The 21,524-nt window shown below is 64.4% G+C and carries 23 protein-coding genes and 1 riboswitch; of the genes, 16 read left to right on the top strand and 7 right to left on the bottom strand.

Annotated features, from left to right (window positions below; all coding sequences use genetic code 11):
* Positions 1 to 124: 124 nt before the first annotated feature.
* Genes GMST_RS04525 through GMST_RS04515 form a run of 3 tightly spaced genes read right to left on the bottom strand, consistent with a single transcriptional unit; the run spans position 125 to position 1,990 of the window.
* The gene (locus GMST_RS04525) at positions 125 to 757 is read right to left on the bottom strand and encodes an OmpW family outer membrane protein (protein ID WP_183353440.1); all 633 of its coding nucleotides are present in this window, start codon (positions 755 to 757) and stop codon (positions 125 to 127) included.
* A gap of 22 nt (positions 758 to 779) precedes the next feature.
* Entirely contained in the window at positions 780 to 1,322 is a 543-nt protein-coding gene (locus GMST_RS04520) for a FlgO family outer membrane protein (RefSeq protein WP_183353439.1), read from the bottom strand.
* Entirely contained in the window at positions 1,319 to 1,990 is a 672-nt protein-coding gene (locus GMST_RS04515; protein ID WP_183353438.1) for a hypothetical protein, read from the bottom strand. The genes GMST_RS04520 and GMST_RS04515 overlap by 4 nt, the downstream gene beginning before the upstream one ends.
* Positions 1,991 to 2,622: 632 nt before the next feature.
* On the opposite strand from GMST_RS04515, the gene GMST_RS04510 reads away from it, so the two are divergent.
* The 8 genes from GMST_RS04510 to flhB all read left to right on the top strand — a co-directional run bounded on the left by GMST_RS04510 (position 2,623) and on the right by flhB (position 7,944).
* Positions 2,623 to 3,174, top strand: coding sequence for a flagellar basal body-associated FliL family protein (locus GMST_RS04510; RefSeq protein ID WP_183353437.1), 552 nt, complete (start codon positions 2,623 to 2,625; stop codon positions 3,172 to 3,174).
* Between the two features lie 12 nt (positions 3,175 to 3,186).
* Positions 3,187 to 4,167, top strand: coding sequence for a flagellar motor switch protein FliM (gene fliM, locus GMST_RS04505; protein ID WP_183353436.1), 981 nt, complete (start codon positions 3,187 to 3,189; stop codon positions 4,165 to 4,167).
* A gap of 2 nt (positions 4,168 to 4,169) precedes the next feature.
* The gene (gene fliN / locus GMST_RS04500) at positions 4,170 to 4,475 is read left to right on the top strand and encodes a flagellar motor switch protein FliN (protein WP_183353435.1); all 306 of its coding nucleotides are present in this window, start codon (positions 4,170 to 4,172) and stop codon (positions 4,473 to 4,475) included.
* Positions 4,472 to 4,939, top strand: a complete 468-nt coding sequence (gene fliO, locus GMST_RS04495; RefSeq protein WP_183353434.1) for a flagellar biosynthetic protein FliO — start codon at positions 4,472 to 4,474, stop codon at positions 4,937 to 4,939. Before fliN ends, fliO begins: the two co-directional genes overlap by 4 nt.
* Positions 4,936 to 5,694, top strand: coding sequence for a flagellar type III secretion system pore protein FliP (gene fliP, locus GMST_RS04490; RefSeq protein WP_183353433.1), 759 nt, complete (start codon positions 4,936 to 4,938; stop codon positions 5,692 to 5,694). Before fliO ends, fliP begins: the two co-directional genes overlap by 4 nt.
* Before the next feature lie 126 nt (positions 5,695 to 5,820).
* Entirely contained in the window at positions 5,821 to 6,090 is a 270-nt protein-coding gene (fliQ, locus tag GMST_RS04485) for a flagellar biosynthesis protein FliQ (RefSeq protein ID WP_183353432.1), read from the top strand.
* A 2-nt stretch (positions 6,091 to 6,092) separates the two neighbouring features.
* Positions 6,093 to 6,878: a flagellar biosynthetic protein FliR gene (fliR, locus tag GMST_RS04480; RefSeq protein ID WP_183353431.1), complete on the top strand. Its 786-nt coding sequence runs from the start codon at positions 6,093 to 6,095 to the stop codon at positions 6,876 to 6,878.
* Positions 6,879 to 6,882: 4 nt separating this feature from the next.
* Positions 6,883 to 7,944: a flagellar biosynthesis protein FlhB gene (gene flhB / locus GMST_RS04475; protein ID WP_183353430.1), complete on the top strand. Its 1,062-nt coding sequence runs from the start codon at positions 6,883 to 6,885 to the stop codon at positions 7,942 to 7,944.
* Positions 7,945 to 7,950: 6 nt separating this feature from the next.
* Here flhB and glgP read toward each other — a convergent pair whose 3' ends face one another.
* From glgP to GMST_RS04460, 3 genes are all read right to left on the bottom strand, one after another.
* Complete coding sequence (gene glgP / locus GMST_RS04470; RefSeq protein ID WP_183353429.1) at positions 7,951 to 10,512, bottom strand: alpha-glucan family phosphorylase; 2,562 nt, start codon at positions 10,510 to 10,512, stop codon at positions 7,951 to 7,953.
* Positions 10,513 to 10,537: 25 nt separating this feature from the next.
* Complete coding sequence (locus GMST_RS04465; RefSeq protein WP_183353428.1) at positions 10,538 to 11,905, bottom strand: sigma-54-dependent transcriptional regulator; 1,368 nt, start codon at positions 11,903 to 11,905, stop codon at positions 10,538 to 10,540.
* Positions 11,906 to 11,967: 62 nt separating this feature from the next.
* Positions 11,968 to 13,374: a sensor histidine kinase gene (locus GMST_RS04460; RefSeq protein ID WP_183353427.1), complete on the bottom strand. Its 1,407-nt coding sequence runs from the start codon at positions 13,372 to 13,374 to the stop codon at positions 11,968 to 11,970.
* Positions 13,375 to 13,579: 205 nt separating this feature from the next.
* Between GMST_RS04460 and GMST_RS04455 the strand changes: the two genes are divergently transcribed.
* A complete protein-coding gene (locus GMST_RS04455; protein ID WP_183353426.1) occupies positions 13,580 to 13,771 on the top strand; it encodes a hypothetical protein in 192 nt (63 codons plus the stop codon).
* 37 nt (positions 13,772 to 13,808) lie between these two features.
* Here the strand turns inward: GMST_RS04455 and GMST_RS04450 are convergent, their stop codons facing one another.
* On the bottom strand, positions 13,809 to 14,660 hold the full coding sequence (locus GMST_RS04450; RefSeq protein WP_183353425.1) for an HDOD domain-containing protein: 852 nt from the start codon (positions 14,658 to 14,660) through the stop codon (positions 13,809 to 13,811).
* A 144-nt stretch (positions 14,661 to 14,804) separates the two neighbouring features.
* On the opposite strand from GMST_RS04450, the gene yihA reads away from it, so the two are divergent.
* From yihA to thiC, 7 genes are all read left to right on the top strand, one after another.
* Positions 14,805 to 15,467: a ribosome biogenesis GTP-binding protein YihA/YsxC gene (gene yihA / locus GMST_RS04445; protein ID WP_216629477.1), complete on the top strand. Its 663-nt coding sequence runs from the start codon at positions 14,805 to 14,807 to the stop codon at positions 15,465 to 15,467.
* A gap of 34 nt (positions 15,468 to 15,501) precedes the next feature.
* Positions 15,502 to 15,682: riboswitch (cobalamin riboswitch) on the top strand.
* Positions 15,683 to 15,772: 90 nt separating this feature from the next.
* Positions 15,773 to 16,294, top strand: a complete 522-nt coding sequence (cobU, locus tag GMST_RS04440; protein ID WP_183353424.1) for a bifunctional adenosylcobinamide kinase/adenosylcobinamide-phosphate guanylyltransferase — start codon at positions 15,773 to 15,775, stop codon at positions 16,292 to 16,294.
* A gap of 79 nt (positions 16,295 to 16,373) precedes the next feature.
* Positions 16,374 to 17,426: a nicotinate-nucleotide--dimethylbenzimidazole phosphoribosyltransferase gene (cobT, locus tag GMST_RS04435; RefSeq protein WP_183353423.1), complete on the top strand. Its 1,053-nt coding sequence runs from the start codon at positions 16,374 to 16,376 to the stop codon at positions 17,424 to 17,426.
* Between the two features lie 22 nt (positions 17,427 to 17,448).
* Positions 17,449 to 18,207, top strand: coding sequence for an adenosylcobinamide-GDP ribazoletransferase (gene cobS, locus GMST_RS04430; RefSeq protein WP_183353422.1), 759 nt, complete (start codon positions 17,449 to 17,451; stop codon positions 18,205 to 18,207).
* Between the two features lie 8 nt (positions 18,208 to 18,215).
* Entirely contained in the window at positions 18,216 to 18,809 is a 594-nt protein-coding gene (locus GMST_RS04425; protein ID WP_183353421.1) for a histidine phosphatase family protein, read from the top strand.
* Between the two features lie 14 nt (positions 18,810 to 18,823).
* Positions 18,824 to 20,197: a cobyrinic acid a,c-diamide synthase CobB gene (locus GMST_RS04420; protein ID WP_183353420.1), complete on the top strand. Its 1,374-nt coding sequence runs from the start codon at positions 18,824 to 18,826 to the stop codon at positions 20,195 to 20,197.
* The gene (gene thiC / locus GMST_RS04415; protein WP_183353419.1) at positions 20,194 to 21,501 is read left to right on the top strand and encodes a phosphomethylpyrimidine synthase ThiC; all 1,308 of its coding nucleotides are present in this window, start codon (positions 20,194 to 20,196) and stop codon (positions 21,499 to 21,501) included. The genes GMST_RS04420 and thiC overlap by 4 nt, the downstream gene beginning before the upstream one ends.
* Positions 21,502 to 21,524 lie beyond the last annotated feature (23 nt).

Below are 21,524 nucleotides of genomic sequence, written 5' to 3'. Positions count from 1 at the left end.
GAATGCAAAAGAAGTCAGAGTCTTAAATTGTCGTGAGCCGCACCTTTTTTGCGGGAGAGTTCCGAACAAAAAAGGGATGCGCCGGCGGCGCATCCCTTTTGATCCTCTTACTACTACGTTTTAGCTAGAACAGGTACTTGATCCCCGCGTTGATGACCGTGCCGCCCACGTCCCACTTGGAGCGGGTCTTCACGTTCTGCGCGTCGGTAAGCTCCAGCTCCGGCTTGGCGACGAAATACTTGAAGTCCGCGCCTACCCTGAAACGCTCGGAGAGCTTGTAGTCCCCGCCCAGTACCAGGTGATAGCCGAGCGCGCCGCCGTGGCTGCTCTCGTGCACCGGAGGGGGGCCCTGGTTGAAGGTGACGTCGTTGTCGACGAAGGCGAAGTAGTAGCCGAGGCCCGCGCCGGCGAAGAGGTCCAGCTTCTCCAGGTCAAGTATGGCCTTGGCGGTCGCGGTCACCGGGATCCCATAGAGGCTCATCTTGGAGCTGGCGTCGGCATTGCTGACGGTGCTGGAAGAACTGAAGATGCCGGTGCCGATCTCGATGGCGGCGTACTTCTCGGCGCGGTAGCCGACGGCCACCTCGGCGTTGTAGCCGGTATCGAAGCTCTTGAGGCTGCCGCTCTTGCCGTTGGGAAGGTAGCTCCCCCCCTTGACGGAGAGGTAGCCGCTGCCGACCTCGGCTGCGGCGGCGCCGGAGGCGGCACAGGCCACCAGCAGGCAGGACAACAAAATTCTGACGTGCGAACTTCTCATGGTTTCTCCTGGTTACGCCGGACTAGGGCTGCTTGGCGCTGCCCCAAAGCAGCGACCGGACACTGGAATTGAGCGGCAACAGGTAGTCCTGCGCCGAGATGACCACGTTGTCTGCCACGCCGACCAGCTTGATGGTGAGGTACACCTGGCCGTTGGCCTCGGAGTAGGTCCCCACCAGGACCGCCTGGGCCTTGTGGGTGCGGGTGATGTCCTTGAGCTCGCGGGAGAGCAAAAGCTCGCCCTGCAGCTGTTTCACGAAGATGCTGTCGCGCAGCTTGAGCTCGACCACCGAATAGCCGCTCTGGGTGAGCCGGGTGGCGAGCTGTTCGGAGAGGGTGCGCCCCAGCCGCGAGCTGTACAGGTCGTCGATGTTCACCAGGGAGGCCACGACGATCGGCTGCTGGCGGTTCAGCGCCTTGGAGGCGGGGATGTGGGTCAAGAGCTGGTCCACCGCGCGGTAGTTGGACTGCATGAAGAAGTCGTCCCCGTCGGGCTGGGTCGAGCCGGAAAGGGAGGCGCATCCGGTAAAGAGGGTCAGCGCCAGCGCCGTAAGTACGTGTCTCATCGTGCCACCACCCCCAGTTCCTTCACCGGACGGCTCGGGGCCGCGCTGCTGTAGAGCCCGGTGTCCTCGTCTTCCAGGTAGTAGATGTCGGATTTCCTGAACAGGTAGCTCGCGTGATCCAGGATCGTCGTGGTGACGATGAGCTCGGTGTGGGTCGCGCCACCGGCGTAGTGCCCCAGGGCGTAGTCGGCGAGCGCGGTGAGCCCCAGGGTGGCGGGGGCCGCATCGGCGGCCGCCCCTGCCGCCAGGTCCCGGATCACCCAGACCCCGGCCGCCAGCGTGGTGAGCGTCCCCGGAATGTGGGTGTAGCGGTTGCTGTCGTGGCGCACCAGCTGGGTGTCGTAGCTGATGGCGAGCGCCTCGCGCGGCTCCGCGGTCACCGGTACCCCCTGGTTCACCAACCGGGTGATCAGGAAGTTGCGGAAGGCGGTGTCGAAGGCGGAGTCCCCGCCGGGCCTGATGTAGATCGGCTTCTTGGGAAACGGCTTCTTGGGGTCGGACAGGGCAAGCTTGGTCTGCTGCGCGATGTCCTCGGCCAGCACGTCCCAGTGGTGGGCCGCCTTGGCCTTTTTCTGGGTGGTCAGGGAGTGGTTGACAGCCACGGGAACCCGCGAGGCGCAGCCGAGCGCCGTCAGCAGAGCGAGAAAGAGAGCCAAACGCAGAACCATGAAATGAAACCTCCACTGCCGGATAGGACGGAGCGCGCCGCCACAGGCCAGGTTGATACGCCGGCTTCCCCCTATAAGCAATGCGGGTCGCCCGGACGCTGTCGGTGCCCTTGGCCCGACCGTTACACTACGGCAGGGGTGATGCAAGCCCCCTGCCAAACTTTCGGCGCTGCCCCTGCGCTTTTCCCGAGCCGTCCCGGAGAGCGCGTGGCCGGCAGGACCGGCGCCGGGCCTGCCGGGAGCTGCGCCTGGCGGGGCGCCGGTGAAACCCCGGAAGCGGCTCGCGCGGGCCGGTGCCGGGGGGCAGAGGTCCGGGGCCGGGCGGGTGTCGGGCCCAAGGCGGTCACCCGCGAACAATTTGACAGCCGGGGCCGGCCCGGAAACGCGGGGGGCTTAGGCGCTGGCAGTCAAAACATTGACCGGATCGGTTCAAAAGCCCGGCGTCTGGCCCGGCGACCACCCCGCCGGCATGGCCGGAACAGGGGGGCAGTCCCGGCCGATATTTCACGGAGATGCCGACGGCAGCAGGGATGTTGCCCGAGAAGGGGGAGAAATATCTCGAACTGGCACCCTGGTTGCAAAGGGACTCAGACGTTACGCTATCAAGCGACAAGCGCAAAAGGAGAACCGGTATGGCCGAACAGGCAAAAAACCAGGATGCCCCACCACCGAAGGATAAAAAGAAACTGCTGATCATCGTCGGCGCGGCGGTAGCTCTCTTGGCTGTCGGCGGCGGTGCCGCAGTCGTCATGGGTGGCAAGGGTGACCATAAGACCGCTCAGAAGGTGGAAGCCAAGGCGGACGCCAAGGCCGAGGGCGGCCACGGCGAGGCCAAGCCCGCCGAAGCCGGCGGTCACGGCGAAGGCAAGGAAGGGAAGGCCAGCGCAAGCAGCTACCCCCTCGAGCCTTTCATCGTCAACATCTACGACGGCCAGGAGATCCGCTACCTGAAACTCAAGGTGGAGTTCGAGATGGCAAACGCCGAGGTGAAGCCGGAACTCGACACCAAGACCGCGGCCCTGCGCGACGCCATCCTGATTCTGCTCACCACGAAGACCATGCAGGAGATCCAGGATCTGCAGGGCAAGAACACCCTGAGAGAGCAGATCCTTTCGGCTACCAGCCGGATCATCGGCACCAACAAGGTCAGCAAGGTATACTTCACCGACTTCGTGGTGCAGTAAAGGGATCCCCTGATGGAGAAACTTCTCACCAAGGAAGAGATCGACGCCCTGGTCGCGGCCGTGTTCGAGGGGACGCTGAACCCCGAACTCGAGCTGGCCAAAAGCGGACCCCAGGCGGAGCAGTTCGACCTGCTGGACATCGAGGCGCACCGGGTCATCCCGAACCTCGACATCGTCTACGACGGGTTCATCCGCTACAACCGGGTCACCCTGTCCAACCGGCTGGGGCGCATGGTGGAGATCAAGAAGGAGGAGGCGCGTCCCTTCAAGTTCGGGGACTTCATGAGCGTGCTCCCGTCGCCGGTCTGCATGGCGATCTACAAGATGGAGCCCCTGAAGGGTGCCGCCCTGGTCGCCTTCGACTCGACGCTGGTCTTCACCATCGTGGACAGCATCCTGGGCGGCAGCGGGGTCACCATCGGCCCGGGGATCAACCGGCTCTTCACCTCGATCGAGCTCAGGCTGATCGAGAAGATCGTCAAGGACGTGCTGGCCGACCTGGAACGTGCCTGGGCGCCGCTGTGCCCGGTCAACATGAACCTTTTGCGCATGGAGATGAACCCGCGTCTGGTGAACATCGTGCCGCCGGAGTACCAGGTGGTCACCATGTCGCTCAAGATCCAGATCGAGGAGACGGTCGGCAACATGACGCTGGCCATCCCGTTTTTGACCGTCGAGCCGATCCGCGACAAGCTGAAGCGTGGCGTGCAGACCGAGATGATGGCCGTGGACCCGCTCTGGTCCTACCGGCTCTCCGAGGAACTGCTGGACGCGCCGCTCGACCTCTCGGTCGAGATGGGGGGCGCCACGATAACCCTGTCGGAACTCCTGGAGCTCACTCCGGGAGACACCGTCATGTTGGAAGGTAGTAGCCGCAACGAGCTTCTGGTCAAGGTGGGCGGGACCAAGAAATTCATGGGCATTGCTGGAGTCAGCGGGGGGAACAAGGCGGTGCAGATCAGCCGCCCCTTGCGTGAGGGGGGGAATTCCTGAATATGAGTGAGAAACTTGCCTTGGAAGATCAGAAAGAAGTCCCGCAGATGAAGAACCTCGAGTTCATCATGGACATCCCGCTGCAGCTCACGGTCGAGCTGGGGCGGACCAAGATGCTGGTGCGCGACGTTTTGCAGCTGAACCAGGGTTCGGTGGTGGAGCTGACCAAGCTGGCCGGCGAGCCGCTGGACGTCTTCGTCAACTCGAAGCTGGTGGCGCGCGGCGAAGCGGTGGTGGTGAACGACAAGTTCGGCATCCGGCTTTTGGACATCGTGAGTCCCAACGAGAGGGTGGACAAGGTGCTATGAGAAAGCTCGGTGCGCTGACAGGAGCGTTGCTGCTGGTTCCCGCCGGGGCCTTCGCCTCGGACGGTGCAGATCTGGCCGGCAGCTTCGCCAGGATGCTGGGATCCCTGGTCCTGGTGATCGGTATCATCCTGATCCTCTACTATCTGGCCGGGCGCTACCTGAAGCTCCCGCAGGGAGGGGGGACCCCGTTCAGCTACATCCGCGTCGTGGAGACCAGGCACCTGGCGCCCAAGAAGTCCCTGATGCTGGTGGAGGTGGGGGGGGAGTACCTCCTGCTCTCCAACACCGGTGAAGGGATCAACCTCATCAAGCAGGTCGAGATGCTCGAGGAGATCGAGATCGTGGACGAGCGCGGCTGCGCCACCTTGATCCCGACCAGCCTGGTGAACAAGCTCAGGAAGATCACGGCATCCACCGGGATGGCGGATCTCTGCCTGCAGAAGAAAAGTGGCGGTTTTGCGTGAAAAATAACAAGCTTCTGGGTGCGCTCCTGGTTCTTTTCGCCTCCCTGGCCCTCGTGGCGACGGCCGGCGCCGAGCCGCTGTCCCTCCCCACGGTGAGCGTCGGGATGGGCAAGGTCTCCAAGCCCGCCGATGTGGCGGTGGTGCTGCAGATCTTCTTCATGATGACGGTCATCTCGCTGGCGCCGAGCCTCCTGATGATGACCACCTCCTTCACCCGCATCGTGGTGGTGCTCTCCTTTTTGCGCAGCGCCATGGGGACCCAGCAGGCCCCGTCGAACCAGATCGTGATCGGGCTCTCCCTGTTTCTCACCTTCTTCATCATGGCGCCGGTCTGGCAGCAGGTGAACACCCAGGCGCTGCAGCCCTACAAGGCGCAGACCATCAGCCAGGAAGAGGCCTTGAAGCGCGGCGTGGCGCCGATACGCAAGTTCATGCTCTCCCAGGTGCGGGAGAAGGACCTGGCCCTGTTTCTGTCGCTCTCCAAGCTCCCCCGGCCGCGCAACGTCGACGACATCCCGACCCTCACCCTCATTCCGGCCTTCGTGGTGAGCGAGCTGAAGACCGCCTTCCAGATCGGCTTTCTGGTCTACATCCCGTTCCTGGTGCTGGACATGGTGGTCGCCTCGGTGCTCATGTCGATGGGGATGATGATGCTGCCGCCGGTCATGATTTCGCTCCCCTTCAAGATCCTGCTCTTCGTCCTGGTGGACGGCTGGGGCCTCATCATCGGCTCGCTGGTCAAGAGCTTCGGGTAAGGGTGAGGCAGGTTGGGCCTTCCCGTCGAACTTCAGCCGGGTCCGTCCCGGCCGCGCGCCTCTTCTTAACCTCAACCCGTTTCTCTGCCTCAACCTTAACCTCGACCTGCTTTCTGGAGGTTTTACATGACACCCGAACTGGTTGTACAGCTGGGGCGCCGCAGCTTCGAGGCGGTGCTGATGCTTTCCGCGCCGATGCTCATCTGCGCCCTGGTCGTGGGCCTTTTGATCAGCATCTTCCAGGCGGTCACCTCGATCAACGAGGCGACCCTGGTCTTCGTCCCCAAGATCGCCGCCGTGATGATCGCCATGGTCATCTTCTTCCCTTGGATGATGTCTTTCATGAGCGATTTCACCCGGGAGATCTTCGGGATGATCGCCAACATGAGGCACTAGCGGTGTTCGAAACACTGCCCATCAAAGCGCTGAACGACGTCATCCCGTTCGGCCTGGTGCTCGCCCGGGTGGCGGGGCTCTTCGCCGCGATCCCGGTCTTCGGCTCCCGCGTGGTTTCCAGCCGCATCAAGGCCCCGCTGATCTTCACCATGGCCCTGATGCTCTTCCCCATCGTCAAACCGCGCGTGCTCCCTCCGGTGGACGACGCGATCTCGCTTGCCCTCCTGGTCATCCTGGAAACCCTGGTCGGGCTCACCCTGGGGCTCATCTCCCAGATGGTCTTCGCGGCGGTCGAGTTCTGCGGCCACCAGGTCGGCACCCAGATCGGCCTCTCCATGGCGACCCTCTTCGATCCCACCACGCAAAACAACGTCCCGACCATGGCGATGTTCCAGGGGGCTCTGGCCACCCTGGTCTTCCTCACCCTGGGGGTGCACCATTTCTTCCTGCGCGGCATCGTCGAGAGCTACCAGGTGATCCCGGTCGGTGCCTGGCACACCAGTCCCGGTCTGCTCAAGTTCCTGCTCGAGGCCTCGACCGGCGTCTTCGTGATCGCCGTCAAGCTGGCCGCCCCGGTTGCCGTGGCGCTCCTGGCCACCACCGTGGCCATCGGCATCATGGCCCGCAGCTTCCCGGCCATGAACGTCTTCATGGTCAGCATGCCGCTCAACATCGGCATCGGCTTCGTCATCCTGGGGATCTCCCTGCCGGTCTTCCTGCGCGTCCTCGAGGGGACCTTCGGGGCGATGCAGGGGCAGATGAGGCTCCTCTTCAAGCTGCTCTCCTAGCGCCATGTCCGACGACAAACACTCCAAAACAGAACAACCGACAAGCAAGAAGATCCAGGACGCTAGGAGCAAGGGGAGCGTCCCGCACAGCCGCGAGATGACCTCCGCCGTATCCTTGATCTGCGCGATGACCGGGCTCTACGCGACGTCCGGGATGATGCTGCGCACCTTGAAGGGGGAGATGCACGACATCTTCGGGAACCTTACCCGCACCGAGCTCACCGCGAGCGGGGCGCACACCCTGATGATCAAGCAGCTGGGGTACCTCGCCATGATCCTCGGGCCGTTTCTCCTGGTGGTGCTGGCGGCGGGGCTCGTGGTGGAACTGGGCCAGACCGGGTTCAACGTAAGCTCCGAGAAGCTCAAGCTCGACTTCAACAAGGTGAACCCGCTGCAGGGGGTGAACAAGCTCTTCAACAAGGACTCCCTGTTCGAGGCCTGCAAGTCCCTTGTCAAACTTTTGATCGTCGGCTACATGGCGTACAAGATCCTGACGGAGGAGCTGGAGAGCATCATCTTCCTGGTGGACCAGGACCTCTCGGGGATCCTGGAGTTCATCGGGCACATCTCCTTCAAGATCATGCTGCACACCTGCGGGGTGCTGATCGTCCTGGCCGTGATCGACCTGGCTTTCGTGAAGTGGCGCTTCCTGGACAACCTGAAGATGACCAAGCAGGAGGTGAAGGACGAGCACAAGAACACCGAGGGGGACCCGGCGGTCAAGGGGAAGATACGCCAGAAGCAGTTCATGATGGCCCGGCGCCGCATGCGCCAGATCGTCCCGACGGCGGACGTCGTGGTCACCAACCCGACCCACTACGCCGTGGCGCTCAAGTACGACCGCACCAAGTACGCGGCCCCGGTGGTGCTGTTCAAGGGTGTGGACCAGATGGCGCTGCAGATGAAGATCATGGCGCGGGAAAACAACGTGACCCTGGTGGAGAACCGCTTCCTGGCGCGCGAGCTCTACAGCCAGGTAGAGGAAGGCCAGGAGATCCCCGAGTCGCTCTTCGCGGCAGTCGCGGAAATCCTGGCCTATGTGTACAGCCTGAAAGGAAAGATGTAGAAGCTGCTAGCCCCAAAGGACCAGTCCCGGCGCGTAGACCGGGCCGAGTTCGGGGTGGCGCGGCATGACCCTCAGCATGAAGCCGTGCCGCCCGCAGAACCGGCACTCGAGTTCCCCTTCGAAGTGCCCGCTCCAGCTCCCCCCCTTGGTGCCGGCCGGCTCCAGCGGCACCAGCTCCCCGCCCATGATGCTCCCCTGCGAGTCCAGAACCCCGAAGTAGGCCTCCACCGCGATCTCTGCGAGCGGGATCTCCCCGGTGCTGATGCGCACCTTGATGGAGAGCCGGTCCCCCACGGTGACCTCGCGGTCGATCTCCGCCTGCACCTCGTCGATGGAGAGCTGCCCCCACAGGCCGTGCAGCTTCTGCTTCCAGTGCGCAAGCTCCACCGCGAGCCTTTTGTCGTCCCGGTTCAGGCGCTCCCAGTGCTCGAAGGCCGGCAGGTAGCAGCGCCGGGTGTACTCGCGCACCATCCGGTCCGTGGAGAAGACCGGGCAGAGCGACTGCAGCGAGTTCTTCATGCAGGCGGTCCAGCCGCGCGGGATCCCGTCCACGTCGCGGTTGTAGAAAAGCGGCACGATCTCCTTCTCCAGAAGGTCGTAGATGGCACGGCTCTCCACCTCGTTCTGGTAGGCGAGGTCGTCGTACACCTCGCCGCGCCCGATGGCCCAGCCGTTGTTCCCCCGGTACCCCTCGCACCACCAGCCGTCCAGGATGCTCAGGTTCAAGCCCCCGTTGAAGGCGACCTTCATCCCCGAGGTGCCGCTCGCCTCCAGGGGGCGCAAGGGGGTGTTGAGCCAGACGTCGACCCCGCGCACCAGGTGGCGCGCCACCGAGATGTCGTAGTCCTCGAGAAAGACGATGCTGCGCCTGAAGCGCTCCTGGTGCGAGAGCTGCACGATCTGGCGGATCAGCTCCTTACCCTGGTGGTCGGCCGGGTGCGCCTTCCCCGCGAAGACGATCTGCACCGGGCGGGTGGGGTGGTTCAGGATGGCGGCCAGGCGCTCCTTGTCGTGCAAAAGGAGCGTGCCGCGCTTGTAGGTGGCGAAGCGGCGGGCGAAGCCGATGGTGAGGATCTCGGGATCGAGCACCTCGACGGCGTTGGCGATGTCCTTGGCGCTCGCCTCCAGCTGCTGCAGCTGCCCCTTGAGGGTGCGCCGCGCGTAGTCCACCAGGCGGGCGGTGCCGCGGCGGTGGGTGCGCCAGAGCTCGGCGTCGGGGATCCGGGTCACCTTGTGCCAGATCTGCTCGGCCCCCTGCTCCTCGATCCAGCGGGTCCCCAGGTAGCGCACCAAAAGCGCCGCCATCTCCTCGGAAAGCCAGGTGTTCTGGTGCACGCCGTTGGTGATCGAGGTGAGCGGCAGCTGCTCCTCGGGGAGGTCGGGCCAGACGTCCGCCCACATCTTGCGGGATACCTCGCCGTGCAGCTCGCTCACCCCGTTCGAGTGGTTGGAGAGTTTCATGGCCAAGACCGCCATGCAGAAGCTCTCCCCCGGGCGCTCCGGGGTCTGCATCCCCAGCGAGAGGAAGGCCTCCGGGGCGAGCCCCAGACCGCGGTAGTAGTGCCCCAGGTACTTCTCCAAAAGGTCGGGGGGGAAGTGGTCGATGCCGGCCTCGACCGGGGTGTGGGTGGTGAAGATGTTGCCGCCGCGCACCGCCTCGACCGCCTCGGGGAAGGTGAGCTGCTCCTCCTCCATGTGGATCCGGATCCGCTCCAGGGCGAGAAAGGCCGCATGCCCCTCGTTCATGTGGCAGACGTTCGGCTCCAGGTCGAGGAGCCTTAAGGCGCGGACGCCGCCGATCCCCAGCAGGATCTCCTGCTTTATGCGCATCTCCTGGTCGCCGCCGTAGAGCCGGGTGGTGATCTCCCGGTCCGCGGGGAGGTTCCCCTCCAGGTTCGTGTCCAGCAGGTACAGGCGCACCCGACCCACCTGGACCCGCCAGATCTGCACCTTCACCGCGCGCCCGCAGATCTCCAGCTCCAAAAGCCGCGGCAGGCCGCTTGGGTCCTTCTCCAGGTGCAGGGGGAGGTTGTAGAAGTCGTTCTCCGGGTAGATCTCCTGCTGCCACCCCTCGAGGTTCAGGTACTGGCGGAAGTACCCCTGGCGGTAGAGGATCCCGACGCCGACCAGCGGCAGCCCCAGGTCGCTCGCGGATTTCAGGTGGTCCCCGGCCAGGATGCCGAGGCCCCCCGAGTAGATGGGGAGGGATTCGTGGAGCCCGAACTCCATGGAGAAGTAGGCAATGCGCGCGCCGGGATTGCCGTGGCGCTGGTACCAGGTGCGCGCGGTGAGGTAGGCGTCCAGGCTCTCTTCAACCTGGGCGAGGTGCGACATGAACCCTTCGTCCGCCATCAGGCTGTCCAGGGTGGCCTGTTGCAGGCTCCCGAGCATTTCCAGCGGGTTGTGGCGGGTGACCCGCCAGAGCTCGGGATCGAGCCGGCGGAAGAGGCCGATGGCGTCGGAATCCCAACTCCACCAGAGGTTGTAAGCGATGCGGGCCAACCCTGCCAGCTCCTTGGGGAGGGAGGGAACTACGGTGAATCGGTGTAGCGTCCTGGTGAGGTTCATGACGCACTCCTTTTCAACCGGCGGCTTACTCCGGCTTGCCGATGCCGAATTTCTCCAGCCGGTACTGTAGTGTTTTGTAGCTCATGCCCAGAAGGGGCGCGGCCTTGCTGATCACCCAGTCGGCGCGCTGCATCGCCTTGATGATCAGGTCCCGCTCCAACTCGTCGATGGAGATCCCCCCGGCGGGGAACTCGAAGGGGAGGCTCCCGGCGGGGGAGGCCTCGTGGTGCACCTCGGCCGGCAGGTCCTCCGGCTGGATGTAGTCGCTCTCGGCCATGAGCACGCCGCGCTCGATGACCGATTCCAGCTGGCGCACGTTGCCGGGCCAGCTGTACTCGAGGAGGATCTTAAGGGCCGGCTTGCTGATCCCCTTCAGGGTGATGCCGCTCGACTCGCTGTACTTCTTCAGGAAGAAATTGGCCAGGGTGAGGATGTCGTTGCCGCGCTCGCGCAAGGGGGGGAGCGTGATGCGGATCACGTTGAGGCGGTAGAAGAGGTCCTCGCGGAAGGCCCCCTTGCGGGTCTCCTGCTCGAGGTCCTTGTTGGTGGCGGAGATGATCCGGACGTCCACCGGGATGTTCATCTTCCCCCCCACGCGCCGGATCTCCTTCTCCTGGATGGCGCGCAAGAGTTTCGCCTGCATGGCGATGTTCATCTCGCCGATCTCGTCCAGAAAGACGGTCCCCCCCTCGGCCGCCTCGAAAAGGCCGATCTCGCGGGTGCCGGCCCCGGTGAAGGAACCTTTCTCGTGCCCGAAGAGTTCGCTCTCCATGAGCGAGTCGGGGATGGCGGCGCAGTTGATGGCGAAGAAGGCCTTGTCCCGACGCGGCGAGCCGTCGTGGATGGCGCGTGCCACCAGCTCCTTGCCGGTGCCGGACTCGCCGTAGATGAGTACGGTCGTGGAGGTGGGGGCGATCTTGTTGATCATCTTCGCCACTTCCATCATCTTCGGGTGCTCGCCGATCATGTTGGGGAGCATCCGGGTCTCGGCGAGCCGCTTGTGCAGCACCCGGTTCTCCTTCAGGAGGTTGATCTTCTCGAAGGCGCGCTGCAGGGTGAGGATCAGGTCGTCGCGTTCCAGCGGCTTTTCCAGGTAGTCGAAGGCTCCCATCTTGATGGCGGTCTTGGCCGAGTCGATGGTGCCGTGGGCGGTCATCATGATCACGCACTGGCCGGGGTTCTCGGCGAGGACCCGCTCCATGAGCTCCATGCCGGACATCCCCTGCATCTTGAGGTCGGTGAGCAGGAGGTCGAACTCCCCTTTCTCCAGCTCCTCGAGCGCCTCGCGCCCGCCGGGGACGGTCACGATGTCGTACCCTTCCTTGCTCAGGATGGCGGAGAGGATGTCGCGCTGCCCTTTTTCGTCGTCAACTATCAGGATGCTGCCACTCATTGCTGCTCCAATCTAAATAAACAGGTTGAGGTTAAGGTTGAGGTTGAGGTTGAGATAATCGGTTACCGCAGCGGGAGCCGCACGGTGAAGGTGGTGCCGTTACCCGGGCTGCTCTCGACCTCGAGGCTCCCGCCGTGTTCCCTGATGATGCGTTCGGTGATGGCGAGTCCCAGGCCGATGCCGGCCTCCTTCGTCGTGAAGTAGGGCTGGAACACCTTCTCCAGGTCCTGGGGCTCGATCCCCACCCCCTGGTCGCTGAAGCTCAGCCGGACCTCCTCCGCTTCGTGGTCCACCCCCGCACCGAGGGTGATGGTTCCCCCCTGCGGCATGGCCTGGGCCGCGTTGGTGATGAAGTTGCACAGGCAGTTGCGCATCAGCTCCGGGTCGACCAGCATGGGGGGAAGCCCCTCCGGAATCTCCCGGCGCACCTCCACGCGGGCCTCCTTCAGCTTGTCCTCCAGGATGGTCATCGCCTTGTCCAGCAGTTCCGGGTAGCTCACCTGCTGCAGCCTGAGCTTCAGGGGGCGCCCGTAGTTCATGAAGTTCAGCACCATGTAGTTCGCCTTGCGCACCTCTTCCTTGATGGTGTTGGTGATCGACTCCAGTTCCGCGCCGCGCCCCTGGCAGGCAGGCAGGAGCTCGCTTTTCAGGTGGTCGATGGCGAGGCTTATGTAGTTGAGCGGGTTCCTGATCTCGTGGGCGATTCCCGAGGCGAGCTGCCCCACCTTGGAGAGGTGCTCAGCCTCGTAGAGCCGTTTTTCCAAGAGCTCGCGCTCTTTGAGCTTTTCCACCATCTCGTTTAAGTTCTGGGCCAGCTCCCCGATCTCGTCGTCGCTCGCCACGTCGAAGGTGACGCTCAGGTCCCCCTCGGAGACGTCCTTCACCCCGGTGGCCAGCCGATGGATCGGCGAGGTGTAGCGGCGGGCCAGGAAGATGGTGAGGAACATGCCGAACAGGAAGACCAAGGTGGTTGCCACCAGGCGCCTGACGAAGTTCGCGTGCTGGATGTCCCGGATGTTGTCCAACAGGATGTTGACCTGCACGTAACCGAGCTGCTCGTCGCCGACGATGACCGGCACCACCAGGTCGTAGGGCTTGAGCGTTCCGGAGTCGACGCCGCGCCGCGAGGCCTTGAGCCCCTTCTCCAGCTTCTTGATCTCGCGCTTCTTGCCGACCTGTTCCGGGTCCGAGGAGTTGATGATCTCCCCCTCGTTGTTGATGATGTTGATCTGGCTGATCCCCTTGTTGCGTGCCTGCTGCAGATATTCCTTAAGGCGGGAGGACTCTACGTCCGTTTCGGAGGTCAGATCTTCGACGCTCAACTGAATCGCCTTCGACACCACGGTGGAACTTTCCTGGATCTCCTGGACCAGGTCGTTTTGGCTGAACTGGTTCAGGATGAAGAGGATCAACATGGCGATGATCAGCATGGAGAGCATGATCATCACCAGCTTCGTATTCAGTCTCATTACGATGTAGTCCTACTTTATGAGAGAATTCCCACCAAGTTGGCAAGTATACATCAGCGTTTGGCGCTGTACAAGCCGTATGTCCAGGGCACGGGAGGGTGCGTGCCGAGACTATTAATTAGCTTCCCATGGGGTTCTGTCAACTGGTATGATGCCGGCCGGCGTTTTTTTTGATGCAGGCCCCTGGCCGCACGAGGAGGAGAGCATGAGCTACAGCGTCGACAGGATTCCGGGGAGGTTGCGCATCGATCCGGACGCGGGGGGGCAGGAGCGCCAGCGTAAGCGGGAAAAACCGCCCGAGAAAAAGAGGGGCAAGGACAGTGTCAGCATCTCCGAGGAGGCGCGGCTGCGCAGCGCCACGGAGCAGGATGCGGAGCCGGAGGGGGACCGGGAGTAGTGCCGGCGCCAGTGGCTGATTCTGCCTTTTTCGACGCTCAACTCAGAAAGAGCGCGCGGTCGGTCTCGAAGGCGGTGCCGAAGGTCTCCAGCAGGGCGGCGATCCGGTCGGCGGGGAGCCGCAACAGGCGGGCGGCCTGGGAGCCGGCGATGTCCAGGTTCTCCTGGGGGGCGCGGGCGCCGATCCCCAGCTTCAGGCAGAACTGGTCGGCCAGCGAGGTGACCGCGGTCAGGGTCACCAGTGCCGGGGGAACCTCGATGCTGAATTCCATCCGATGGTGTTGCAGGATCGCCACCGAGAGCGTATCCGGCATGTTCCACTTTTTTACCACGTAGGCGCCCACCTCGTCATGGCCGAAGGTGAAGCCCCCCTTCTCCGCCTCCTGGAAGGAAATTCCCTCGTTGTAGCAGTGCTGCATGACCTCCTGGAACTTGTTGCGGTCCAGGGTGTTCATGATGATCTTGCCGATGTCGTGGAAAAGCCCCGCGAGAAACGCCTCCTCCTCGTTGACCGCCTTGGTCTGGCCGGCGATGATCCGGGCGGCGAGCCCTGCGGCAAAGGAGTGCTCCCAGAGCATCTTCTCGGTGAGCCCGTAGGGGCGGTAGACCTGCTTCACCGAGGCGGCGACCACCAGGCTGCGCAGGGTGCTGAAGCCGAGCACCACGATGGCGCTGGAAAGGGTCTGGATCTGGCGCTGGCAGCCGTAGAAGGACGAATTGGAGATCTTGAGCACCCGCGCGGCCACGGCAGGGTCCGAGGCCACGATCTTGGCCAGCTCGTCTGCGGTCGCCGACTCGCTTTCGATCAGCTGCATCACCTTGATCGCCACGACCGGGATGGTGGGCAGATCGGCTGCCCTCATGATGGCGTTTTCGAGTTCTTTGTTCATACCTGGATCGTCCTTGAGTGTGAGGCGGCGTTGACCGCCATGTACTATAGCATACGGTTAGCCCCTGGGAATAGGGGATTTAATGATTGAACCTGCCGGGTGAGCGGTCTATACTGGCCGAAAATTAAAGAAGAAGGTCGTCGAGTGATCGTAAAAACAACTGAATTCATTAAAAGTGGCACCAAGCCCGCCCACTACCCGGAGGGGGATCTCCCCGAGATCGCCTTCGCCGGACGCTCCAACGTGGGGAAATCGAGCCTCATCAACGTGCTGGTGAACCGGAAGAACCTGGTGCGAACCAGTTCCACCCCGGGGCGCACCCAGCTCATCAACTTCTTCCAGGTGAACCAGGACTTCATGCTGGTCGACCTCCCCGGATACGGCTACGCCAAGGTGCCGCTGGATGTGAAGCGCAACTGGCGACCCATGATGGAGACCTACCTCTCCAAGCGCGAGAACCTGGTCGGTGTCGTGCTGATCCTGGACATCCGCCGGGTCCCGGTGGACGAAGACCTGCAGATGCTCGAGTGGCTGCGGGCCTTCAGTATCCCCCCCATCGTCGTGGTGACCAAGTGCGACAAGGTCTCCAAGAACGAGCGGGCCAAGCAGAGTGCCGTGATCATGCAGCGCATGGGTCTCGATAAAGGTGACCTGAACTACTTTTCGGCACTTTCCAAGGAAGGTAAAGAGGGTATTTGGGACCGGATCGACGCCCTACTGGCAAAGGCGGCGCTCCCCCCGGTCACTGAGCCGGGTACCGCCTCTCAGGAGGATGCTTCGGTAGAGCCCAAAGAGCTTACCGATTGACATTGATGCACCCCTCTGTTACAAGGTCAGTCACAAATAAATAGCTCGTCCAGGTGCCCCGAGAGGGGTTAAAAGGGAAGAGGGTGCAAATCCCTCGCTGTCCCGCAACTGTGAACGGTGATGAAAGCCGCAACAATGCCACTGAGAGTATCGGGAAGGCGCGGTGAGTAAGTGGACCCGTAAGTCAGGAAACCTGCCCGGATGACCGCAGAATGCAACCTCCGTGGCAGAGGGGCTCCCGCTGGCATCGTGCCTTTTCACGATTTTCAACAACGCCCCCCTTCCGTCGGAAGGGGGGTTTTTTCATGTCCAGAGTTACCCTGGTGACGGGGGGGACGCGCAGCGGCAAGAGCCGTTTCGCCGAGCAGTTGGCCGAGGTCTATCCCGGGCCGCGCGGCTACCTGGCCACCGGCCAGGCGGGAGATGCCGAGATGGCCGAGCGCATCGAGCGCCACCGTGGCCGGCGCGGCAGCGACTGGGTGACCGTCGAGGAGCCTCTTGCCGTGGCCGAGGCGCTGAGCCGGATCGACGGCAGCTACAGCGTGGTCCTGCTCGACTGCGTGACCCTGTGGCTTTCCAACCTGATGTTCAGCGCGCCCGGCGGCGCCCCGGAGGCGCTCGAGCGGGTGCGCGAGTTCACCGGGCGCTTTGCCGGCTGGACCACCCCCCTGGTGATCGTCACCAGCGAGGTCGGCATGGGGATCGTCCCCGAGCACCCGCTCTCCCGCGCCTACCGCGACCTGGCCGGCGAGGCGAACCAGCTTATCGCCGCTGCGGCGGATGAAGTCTACGCCACCATTTCCGGGCTGCCGCTCAAGCTGAAATAACCTGCGGCACTACCGACAACCACTTTGATCGGACCGATCCGACCAATCTGGCCGGTCGAAAAAAAGGAGACCCCAACCCATGGAACTGCTCAACCGTACCCTCGCCGCCATTGCCCCCGTCGACGAAACCCTCCTGGCCCAGGCCCAGGCGAAGCTTGACAACAAGACCAAGCCGCTCGGCTCGCTGGGCACCCTGGAAGAGGTGGCGCGCCGCTTCGCCGCCATCACCGGCGACCTGAGCCCGCAGGTGGGCAAGAAGGTCATCTTCACCTTCGCCGGCGACCACGGCATCGTCGAGGAGGGGGTCTCGCTGTTCCCCAAGGAAGTCACCCCGCAGATGGTGCTCAACTTCCTGCGCGGCGGCGCCGGGGTGAACGTGCTGGCGCGCCATTCGGGCGCCGAGGTGCGGGTGGTGGACATCGGCGTCGACTACGACTTCGAACCGGCCCCGGGGCTCATCATCAAGAAGATCGCCAAGGGGACCCGCAACTTCGCCAAGGGGAGCGCCATGACCCGCGAGGAGGCGGTGGCAGCCCTCGAGGTCGGCATCGAGCTCGCCGCGCAGGCCAAGGCCGAAGGGGTGACCATGGTAGGCACCGGCGAGATGGGGATTGGCAACACCTCCCCCTCCTCGGCGATCATCGCCGCTTTCTCGCGCTGCAGCGTCCGTGAGGTGACCCACCGCGGCACCGGCATCAACGACGGCGCGCTGGAGCACAAGATCAAGGTCATCGAGGCGGGCCTCGAGCTGAACCGCCCGGATCCCAACGACCCCCTCGACGTCCTCGCCAAAGTCGGCGGCCTGGAGATCGCCGGCATCGCCGGCCTGGTCTTGGGCGCCGCGGCCAACCGGCTCCCGGTGGTGGTCGACGGCTTCATCTCCACCGCGGGTGCCCTGATCGCCTGCGAGATGCACCCCTGCGTACGCGAATACATCTTCGCCGCCCACGCCTCGGTGGAGATCGGCCACCGGATGATGCTGGAGCGCATCGGCGCCACTCCCATGCTGGATCTGAAACTGCGCCTGGGGGAGGGGACCGGTGCGGCGCTCGCCATGGGGCTCATCGATGCCGGGCTTAAGGTCCTCAACGAAATGGCAACCTTCGCCGAGGCCGGCGTTTCGGAAGGGTAGCCGTGCCCGGAAGGAGCCTCACATGAGACTGTTCCTGCTCGCCTTCCAGTTCTTGACCATCATCCCGCTCCCCCTGACGGTGCGCTGCGAGGAGGAGGACCTGGGACGCTCCATGAGCCTCTTCCCGCTGGTGGGGCTCGCCCTGGGTGCGCTTTTGGCCGGGGCTGACTACCTCGTCGCGCCGCTTCTGCCGCGCGCCCTGGTGGACCTCATCCTCATCGCCCTGCTGGCCCTGGTCACCGGAGCCCTGCACCTGGACGGGCTCGCCGACGTCTGCGACGGCCTGGCGGCGCGCGGCTCACGGGAGCGCTTCCTCGAGGTGATGAAGGACTCCCGGGTCGGCGCGGTGGGCGCGGTCGGGCTCGTGCTCGCCCTGGGGATCAAGTACCAGGCACTCCTGGCGGTGCCGCCCCCCTACAAGCGCGCGGTGCTGCTGTTCTTCCCGCTGGTGGCCCGCTTCGCCCAGGTGCAGATGACCGTGGGGGCGACCCGGGCCAGGAAGGACGGGCTCGGCGCCGCCTTCATCGGCGGGGCCGGGTTACCGCAGTTCCTGATCGCCTACTCCACCACCCTGGTTGCGGCCTACCTCCTTTTGGGGATGAACGGGCTCTACTGCACCCTGGCGCTGTATCTCTTCACCTGGCGTTTCAAGGCGTGGGCCCACAACCGGCTGGGCGGGGTGACCGGAGACCTGATCGGTTGCGCCAGCGAACTTAACGAAATCCTGAGCCTCATCGTGCTGGCGGCGCTGGTCGGCCGCGGCTCGCAGGCATTTTTCTAGGAGCCCAGATGACCCCGAAAACCCGCATCCACCTGATCCGGCACGGCGAAGTCGAGCGGCAGTGCTACAACGGCCACTACGACGTGGGGCTCACCCCGCGCGGCGTCGAGCAGTACCACGGCCTCAAGCCGCGCCTGGAGCCCGGGCGCATCACGGCTCTCTACACGAGCGACCTGACCCGCACCCGGCGTGGCGGCGAGATCCTCGGGGCCTACCTCGGCGTGGCGCCGGTGGCGCTCCCCGAGCTGCGCGAGCTGAACTGCGGGGCCTGGGAAGGACTGACGCTGAGCGAGGTGCAAAAGCAGCGTCCCGAGGAGTGGGCGGCGCGGCTGGCGGACGTGGTCAATTTCCGTGCGCCGGGAGGCGAGAGCCTTACCGATCTGGCGGGGCGTGTGCTGCCGGTCCTCTCGGACCTGGTCGAGAAACACCGTGGCGAGGAGGTCCTCGTCGTGGCGCACGGCGGCGTGAACCGGATCGTCCTGCTGGACGCCATCGGCGCGCCGCTCTCCTCGATGTTCGCCATCGACCAGAAGTACTGCGCGCTGAACATCGTCGACTACTACGCCGACGGCAACCGCGTCGTGCAGCTCATAAACGGCTAAGCCCGCAGGTTCCCATGAAAACGATCGTCATCGCAGCCCCGCACAGCGGCTCCGGGAAAACGACCCTGACTCTCGGCCTCATGCACGCCCTGACCCGGCGCGGCCTGAAGGTCGCCCCTTTCAAGGTCGGCCCCGACTTCATCGATCCGGGCTACCACCGTCTGGTGACCGGGCTCCCCTCGGTGAACCTGGACGGCTGGATGTGCGGGCACGACTTCGTTCGCGATACCTTCTCCCGGCACACGGAAGGGGCGGATCTCGCCCTCGTGGAAGGGGTGATGGGGCTTTTCGACGGGATCGATGGGGTTTCCGAGGCGGGGAGCACGGCCGAGGTCGCCAAGCTGATCGGGGCTCCGGTGCTGCTGGTGGTGGACGCCCGCAGCCAGGCGAGGAGCGCCGCGGCCCTGGTGCACGGCTTCGCCTCGTTCGATCCCGCCCTGCGGGTGGCAGGGGTCATCTTCAACAACGTGGCAAGCAAAAACCACGAGCGGATCCTGCGCGAGGCGGTAGCTGCGAGCCGCCCGGATGTCGCCGTCCTGGGGTGCCTCCCGAAGGACCCCCGGTTGGCCATACCCTCCCGGCACCTGGGGCTCACCACTGCGGAAGAAAACCCGCTCTCGGGGGAGTTTCTGGATCACCTGCGCGGGGTCATGGAGCAGCACCTGGACCTCGAGGGGATCCTCGCCATGGCTCAAACAACGGCAATCGTGCCGGGGCCACCTTCGGCACCTGCCGAGGCAGGGGCGCTACGGATCGCCGTCGCCCGCGATGCCGCCTTCTGCTTCTGCTACCCGGACAACCTGCGCCTGCTCGAGGAAGCGGGTGCCGAGATCTCCTTTTTCTCCCCGCTTTCCGACACTCGGCTCCCGGAGGGGGCGGCAGGGGTGTACCTCCCCGGGGGGTATCCCGAGCTTTTCGCCGAGAGGCTTGCGGCGAACCGTGCGCTCAAGGGTGCGCTTCACAAGGCGATCGGGGCGGGGCTGCCGGTTTACGCCGAGTGCGGCGGCTTCATCTACCTGAGCCAAGGGGTCGAGGTCGGGGGGATCCACCATCCCTTTGTAGGGATCTTCCCGGTTGCCACCCGCATGCTCCCCAGACACAAGGCACTGGGGTACCGCGAGGTGGAGCTTGCCTCCGAAACACCTTTGGGACCGGCAGGAACCAGGGCGCGCGGCCACGAGTTCCACTATTCCGAGATGGAGCCGATGCCGCCGACTGTCGAGCGGGTCTACCGGGTGAGCCGCAAGGGTGAGCTGCTGGGGCTGGAAGGTTTTCGCTTCCGGAACTGCCTCGCCTCCTATATCCACCTTCACTTCGGCAGTTCTCCGGATCTGGCCGGCAACTTTGTGCAGCACTGCAGAAATTTCATACGAGGAGCGGCATCTTGAAAACACAGCTGGAACAGGCACGCGAGGGGATCATCACCCCGCAGATGGCGGCAGTGGCCGCGGACGAAGGGGTAACCGGCGCGTACGTCCGGGAACAGGTGGCACGGGGGCGCATCGTCATCCCCTGGAACCGGATCAGCAAGCCGCGCGCAGTGGGGATCGGCGCCGGTCTGCGCACCAAGGTGAACGCCTCCATCGGCACCTCCTCGGACATCATCGACTACGGGGCCGAAGTGCGTAAGGCGCTGGCGGCCCAGGAGTCCGGCGCGGACACCCTCATGGAGCTCTCGGTCGGGGGCGACCTGGACCGGGTGCGCCGCGAGGTGATCGCCGCGGTCGATCTCCCCGTCGGGAACGTGCCGCTCTACCAGGCCTTCTGCGAGGCGGCCCGCCGCTACGGCGATCCCAACAAGCTCGACGAGGAGCTCCTCTTCGAGCTGATCGAGCGCCAGTGCGCCGACGGCATGTCCTTCATGGCCGTGCACTGCGGCATCAACCTCTACACCCTGGAGCGCCTGAAGAAGCAGGGGTACCGCTACGGCGGCCTGGTCTCCAAGGGGGGGGTCAGCATGGCCGCCTGGATGCTCGCCAACAACCGCGAGAACCCGCTCTACGAGAAGTTCGACCGGGTGGTGGAGATCCTCAAGCGCTACGACACGGTGCTTTCGCTCGGTAACGGCCTGCGTGCCGGGGCGATCCACGACTCCAGCGACCGCGCCCAGATCCAGGAGCTCCTGATCAACTGCGAGCTCGCCGAGATCGGACGCGAGATGGGGTGCCAGATGCTGGTGGAAGGGCCGGGGCACGTGCCGCTCGACGAGGTCGAGGGGAACATCAAGCTGCAGAAAAGGATGAGCGGCGGCGCACCCTACTACATGCTGGGGCCGATCTCCACCGACGTGGCGCCCGGCTTCGACCACATCACCGCGGCGATCGGTGCCGCGCAGTCCTCACGCTACGGCGCCGACCTGATCTGCTACATCACCCCCGCCGAGCACCTGGCGCTTCCCAACGAGGAGGACGTGCGGGTCGGGGTGAAGGCCGCGAAGATCGCCGCTTACATCGGTGACATGAACAAGTACCCGGAAAAGGGGCGCGAGCGGGACAAGGAGATGAGCAAGGCGCGCCGCGACCTCAACTGGGAGCGCCAGTTCGAACTCGCCCTCTACCCCGAGGACGCGGCGGCCATCAGGAAAAGCCGGGTCCCCGAGGACGAGCAGACCTGCACCATGTGCGGCGACTTCTGCGCGTCGCGCGGTGCCGGGAAACTCTTCGCCGGGTACCTCTGCGGCGACAAAGTGTAAAAGGGCTTGCTCTTTTCGCGTCA

It is taken from the genome of Geomonas silvestris, from assembly GCF_014193515.1.
Taxonomy (GTDB): Bacteria; Desulfobacterota; Desulfuromonadia; order Geobacterales; family Geobacteraceae; genus Geomonas; species Geomonas silvestris.
Note: the sequence above shows the minus strand (reverse complement) of the source record. Positions and strands in the feature narration are given on the sequence as shown.

Coding starts and splice junctions, on each gene's coding strand:
- GMST_RS04525 (WP_183353440.1), bottom strand. CDS start 757: ATGAGAAGTTCGCACGTCAGAATTTTGTTGTCCTGCCTGCTGGTGGCC.
- GMST_RS04520 (WP_183353439.1), bottom strand. CDS start 1,322: ATGAGACACGTACTTACGGCGCTGGCGCTGACCCTCTTTACCGGATGC.
- GMST_RS04515 (WP_183353438.1), bottom strand. CDS start 1,990: ATGGTTCTGCGTTTGGCTCTCTTTCTCGCTCTGCTGACGGCGCTCGGC.
- GMST_RS04510 (WP_183353437.1), top strand. CDS start 2,623: ATGGCCGAACAGGCAAAAAACCAGGATGCCCCACCACCGAAGGATAAA.
- fliM (WP_183353436.1), top strand. CDS start 3,187: ATGGAGAAACTTCTCACCAAGGAAGAGATCGACGCCCTGGTCGCGGCC.
- fliN (WP_183353435.1), top strand. CDS start 4,170: ATGAGTGAGAAACTTGCCTTGGAAGATCAGAAAGAAGTCCCGCAGATG.
- fliO (WP_183353434.1), top strand. CDS start 4,472: ATGAGAAAGCTCGGTGCGCTGACAGGAGCGTTGCTGCTGGTTCCCGCC.
- fliQ (WP_183353432.1), top strand. CDS start 5,821: ATGACACCCGAACTGGTTGTACAGCTGGGGCGCCGCAGCTTCGAGGCG.
- flhB (WP_183353430.1), top strand. CDS start 6,883: ATGTCCGACGACAAACACTCCAAAACAGAACAACCGACAAGCAAGAAG.
- glgP (WP_183353429.1), bottom strand. CDS start 10,512: ATGAACCTCACCAGGACGCTACACCGATTCACCGTAGTTCCCTCCCTC.
- GMST_RS04465 (WP_183353428.1), bottom strand. CDS start 11,905: ATGAGTGGCAGCATCCTGATAGTTGACGACGAAAAAGGGCAGCGCGAC.
- GMST_RS04460 (WP_183353427.1), bottom strand. CDS start 13,374: ATGAGACTGAATACGAAGCTGGTGATGATCATGCTCTCCATGCTGATC.
- GMST_RS04455 (WP_183353426.1), top strand. CDS start 13,580: ATGAGCTACAGCGTCGACAGGATTCCGGGGAGGTTGCGCATCGATCCG.
- GMST_RS04450 (WP_183353425.1), bottom strand. CDS start 14,660: ATGAACAAAGAACTCGAAAACGCCATCATGAGGGCAGCCGATCTGCCC.
- cobU (WP_183353424.1), top strand. CDS start 15,773: ATGTCCAGAGTTACCCTGGTGACGGGGGGGACGCGCAGCGGCAAGAGC.
- cobT (WP_183353423.1), top strand. CDS start 16,374: ATGGAACTGCTCAACCGTACCCTCGCCGCCATTGCCCCCGTCGACGAA.
- cobS (WP_183353422.1), top strand. CDS start 17,449: ATGAGACTGTTCCTGCTCGCCTTCCAGTTCTTGACCATCATCCCGCTC.
- GMST_RS04425 (WP_183353421.1), top strand. CDS start 18,216: ATGACCCCGAAAACCCGCATCCACCTGATCCGGCACGGCGAAGTCGAG.
- GMST_RS04420 (WP_183353420.1), top strand. CDS start 18,824: ATGAAAACGATCGTCATCGCAGCCCCGCACAGCGGCTCCGGGAAAACG.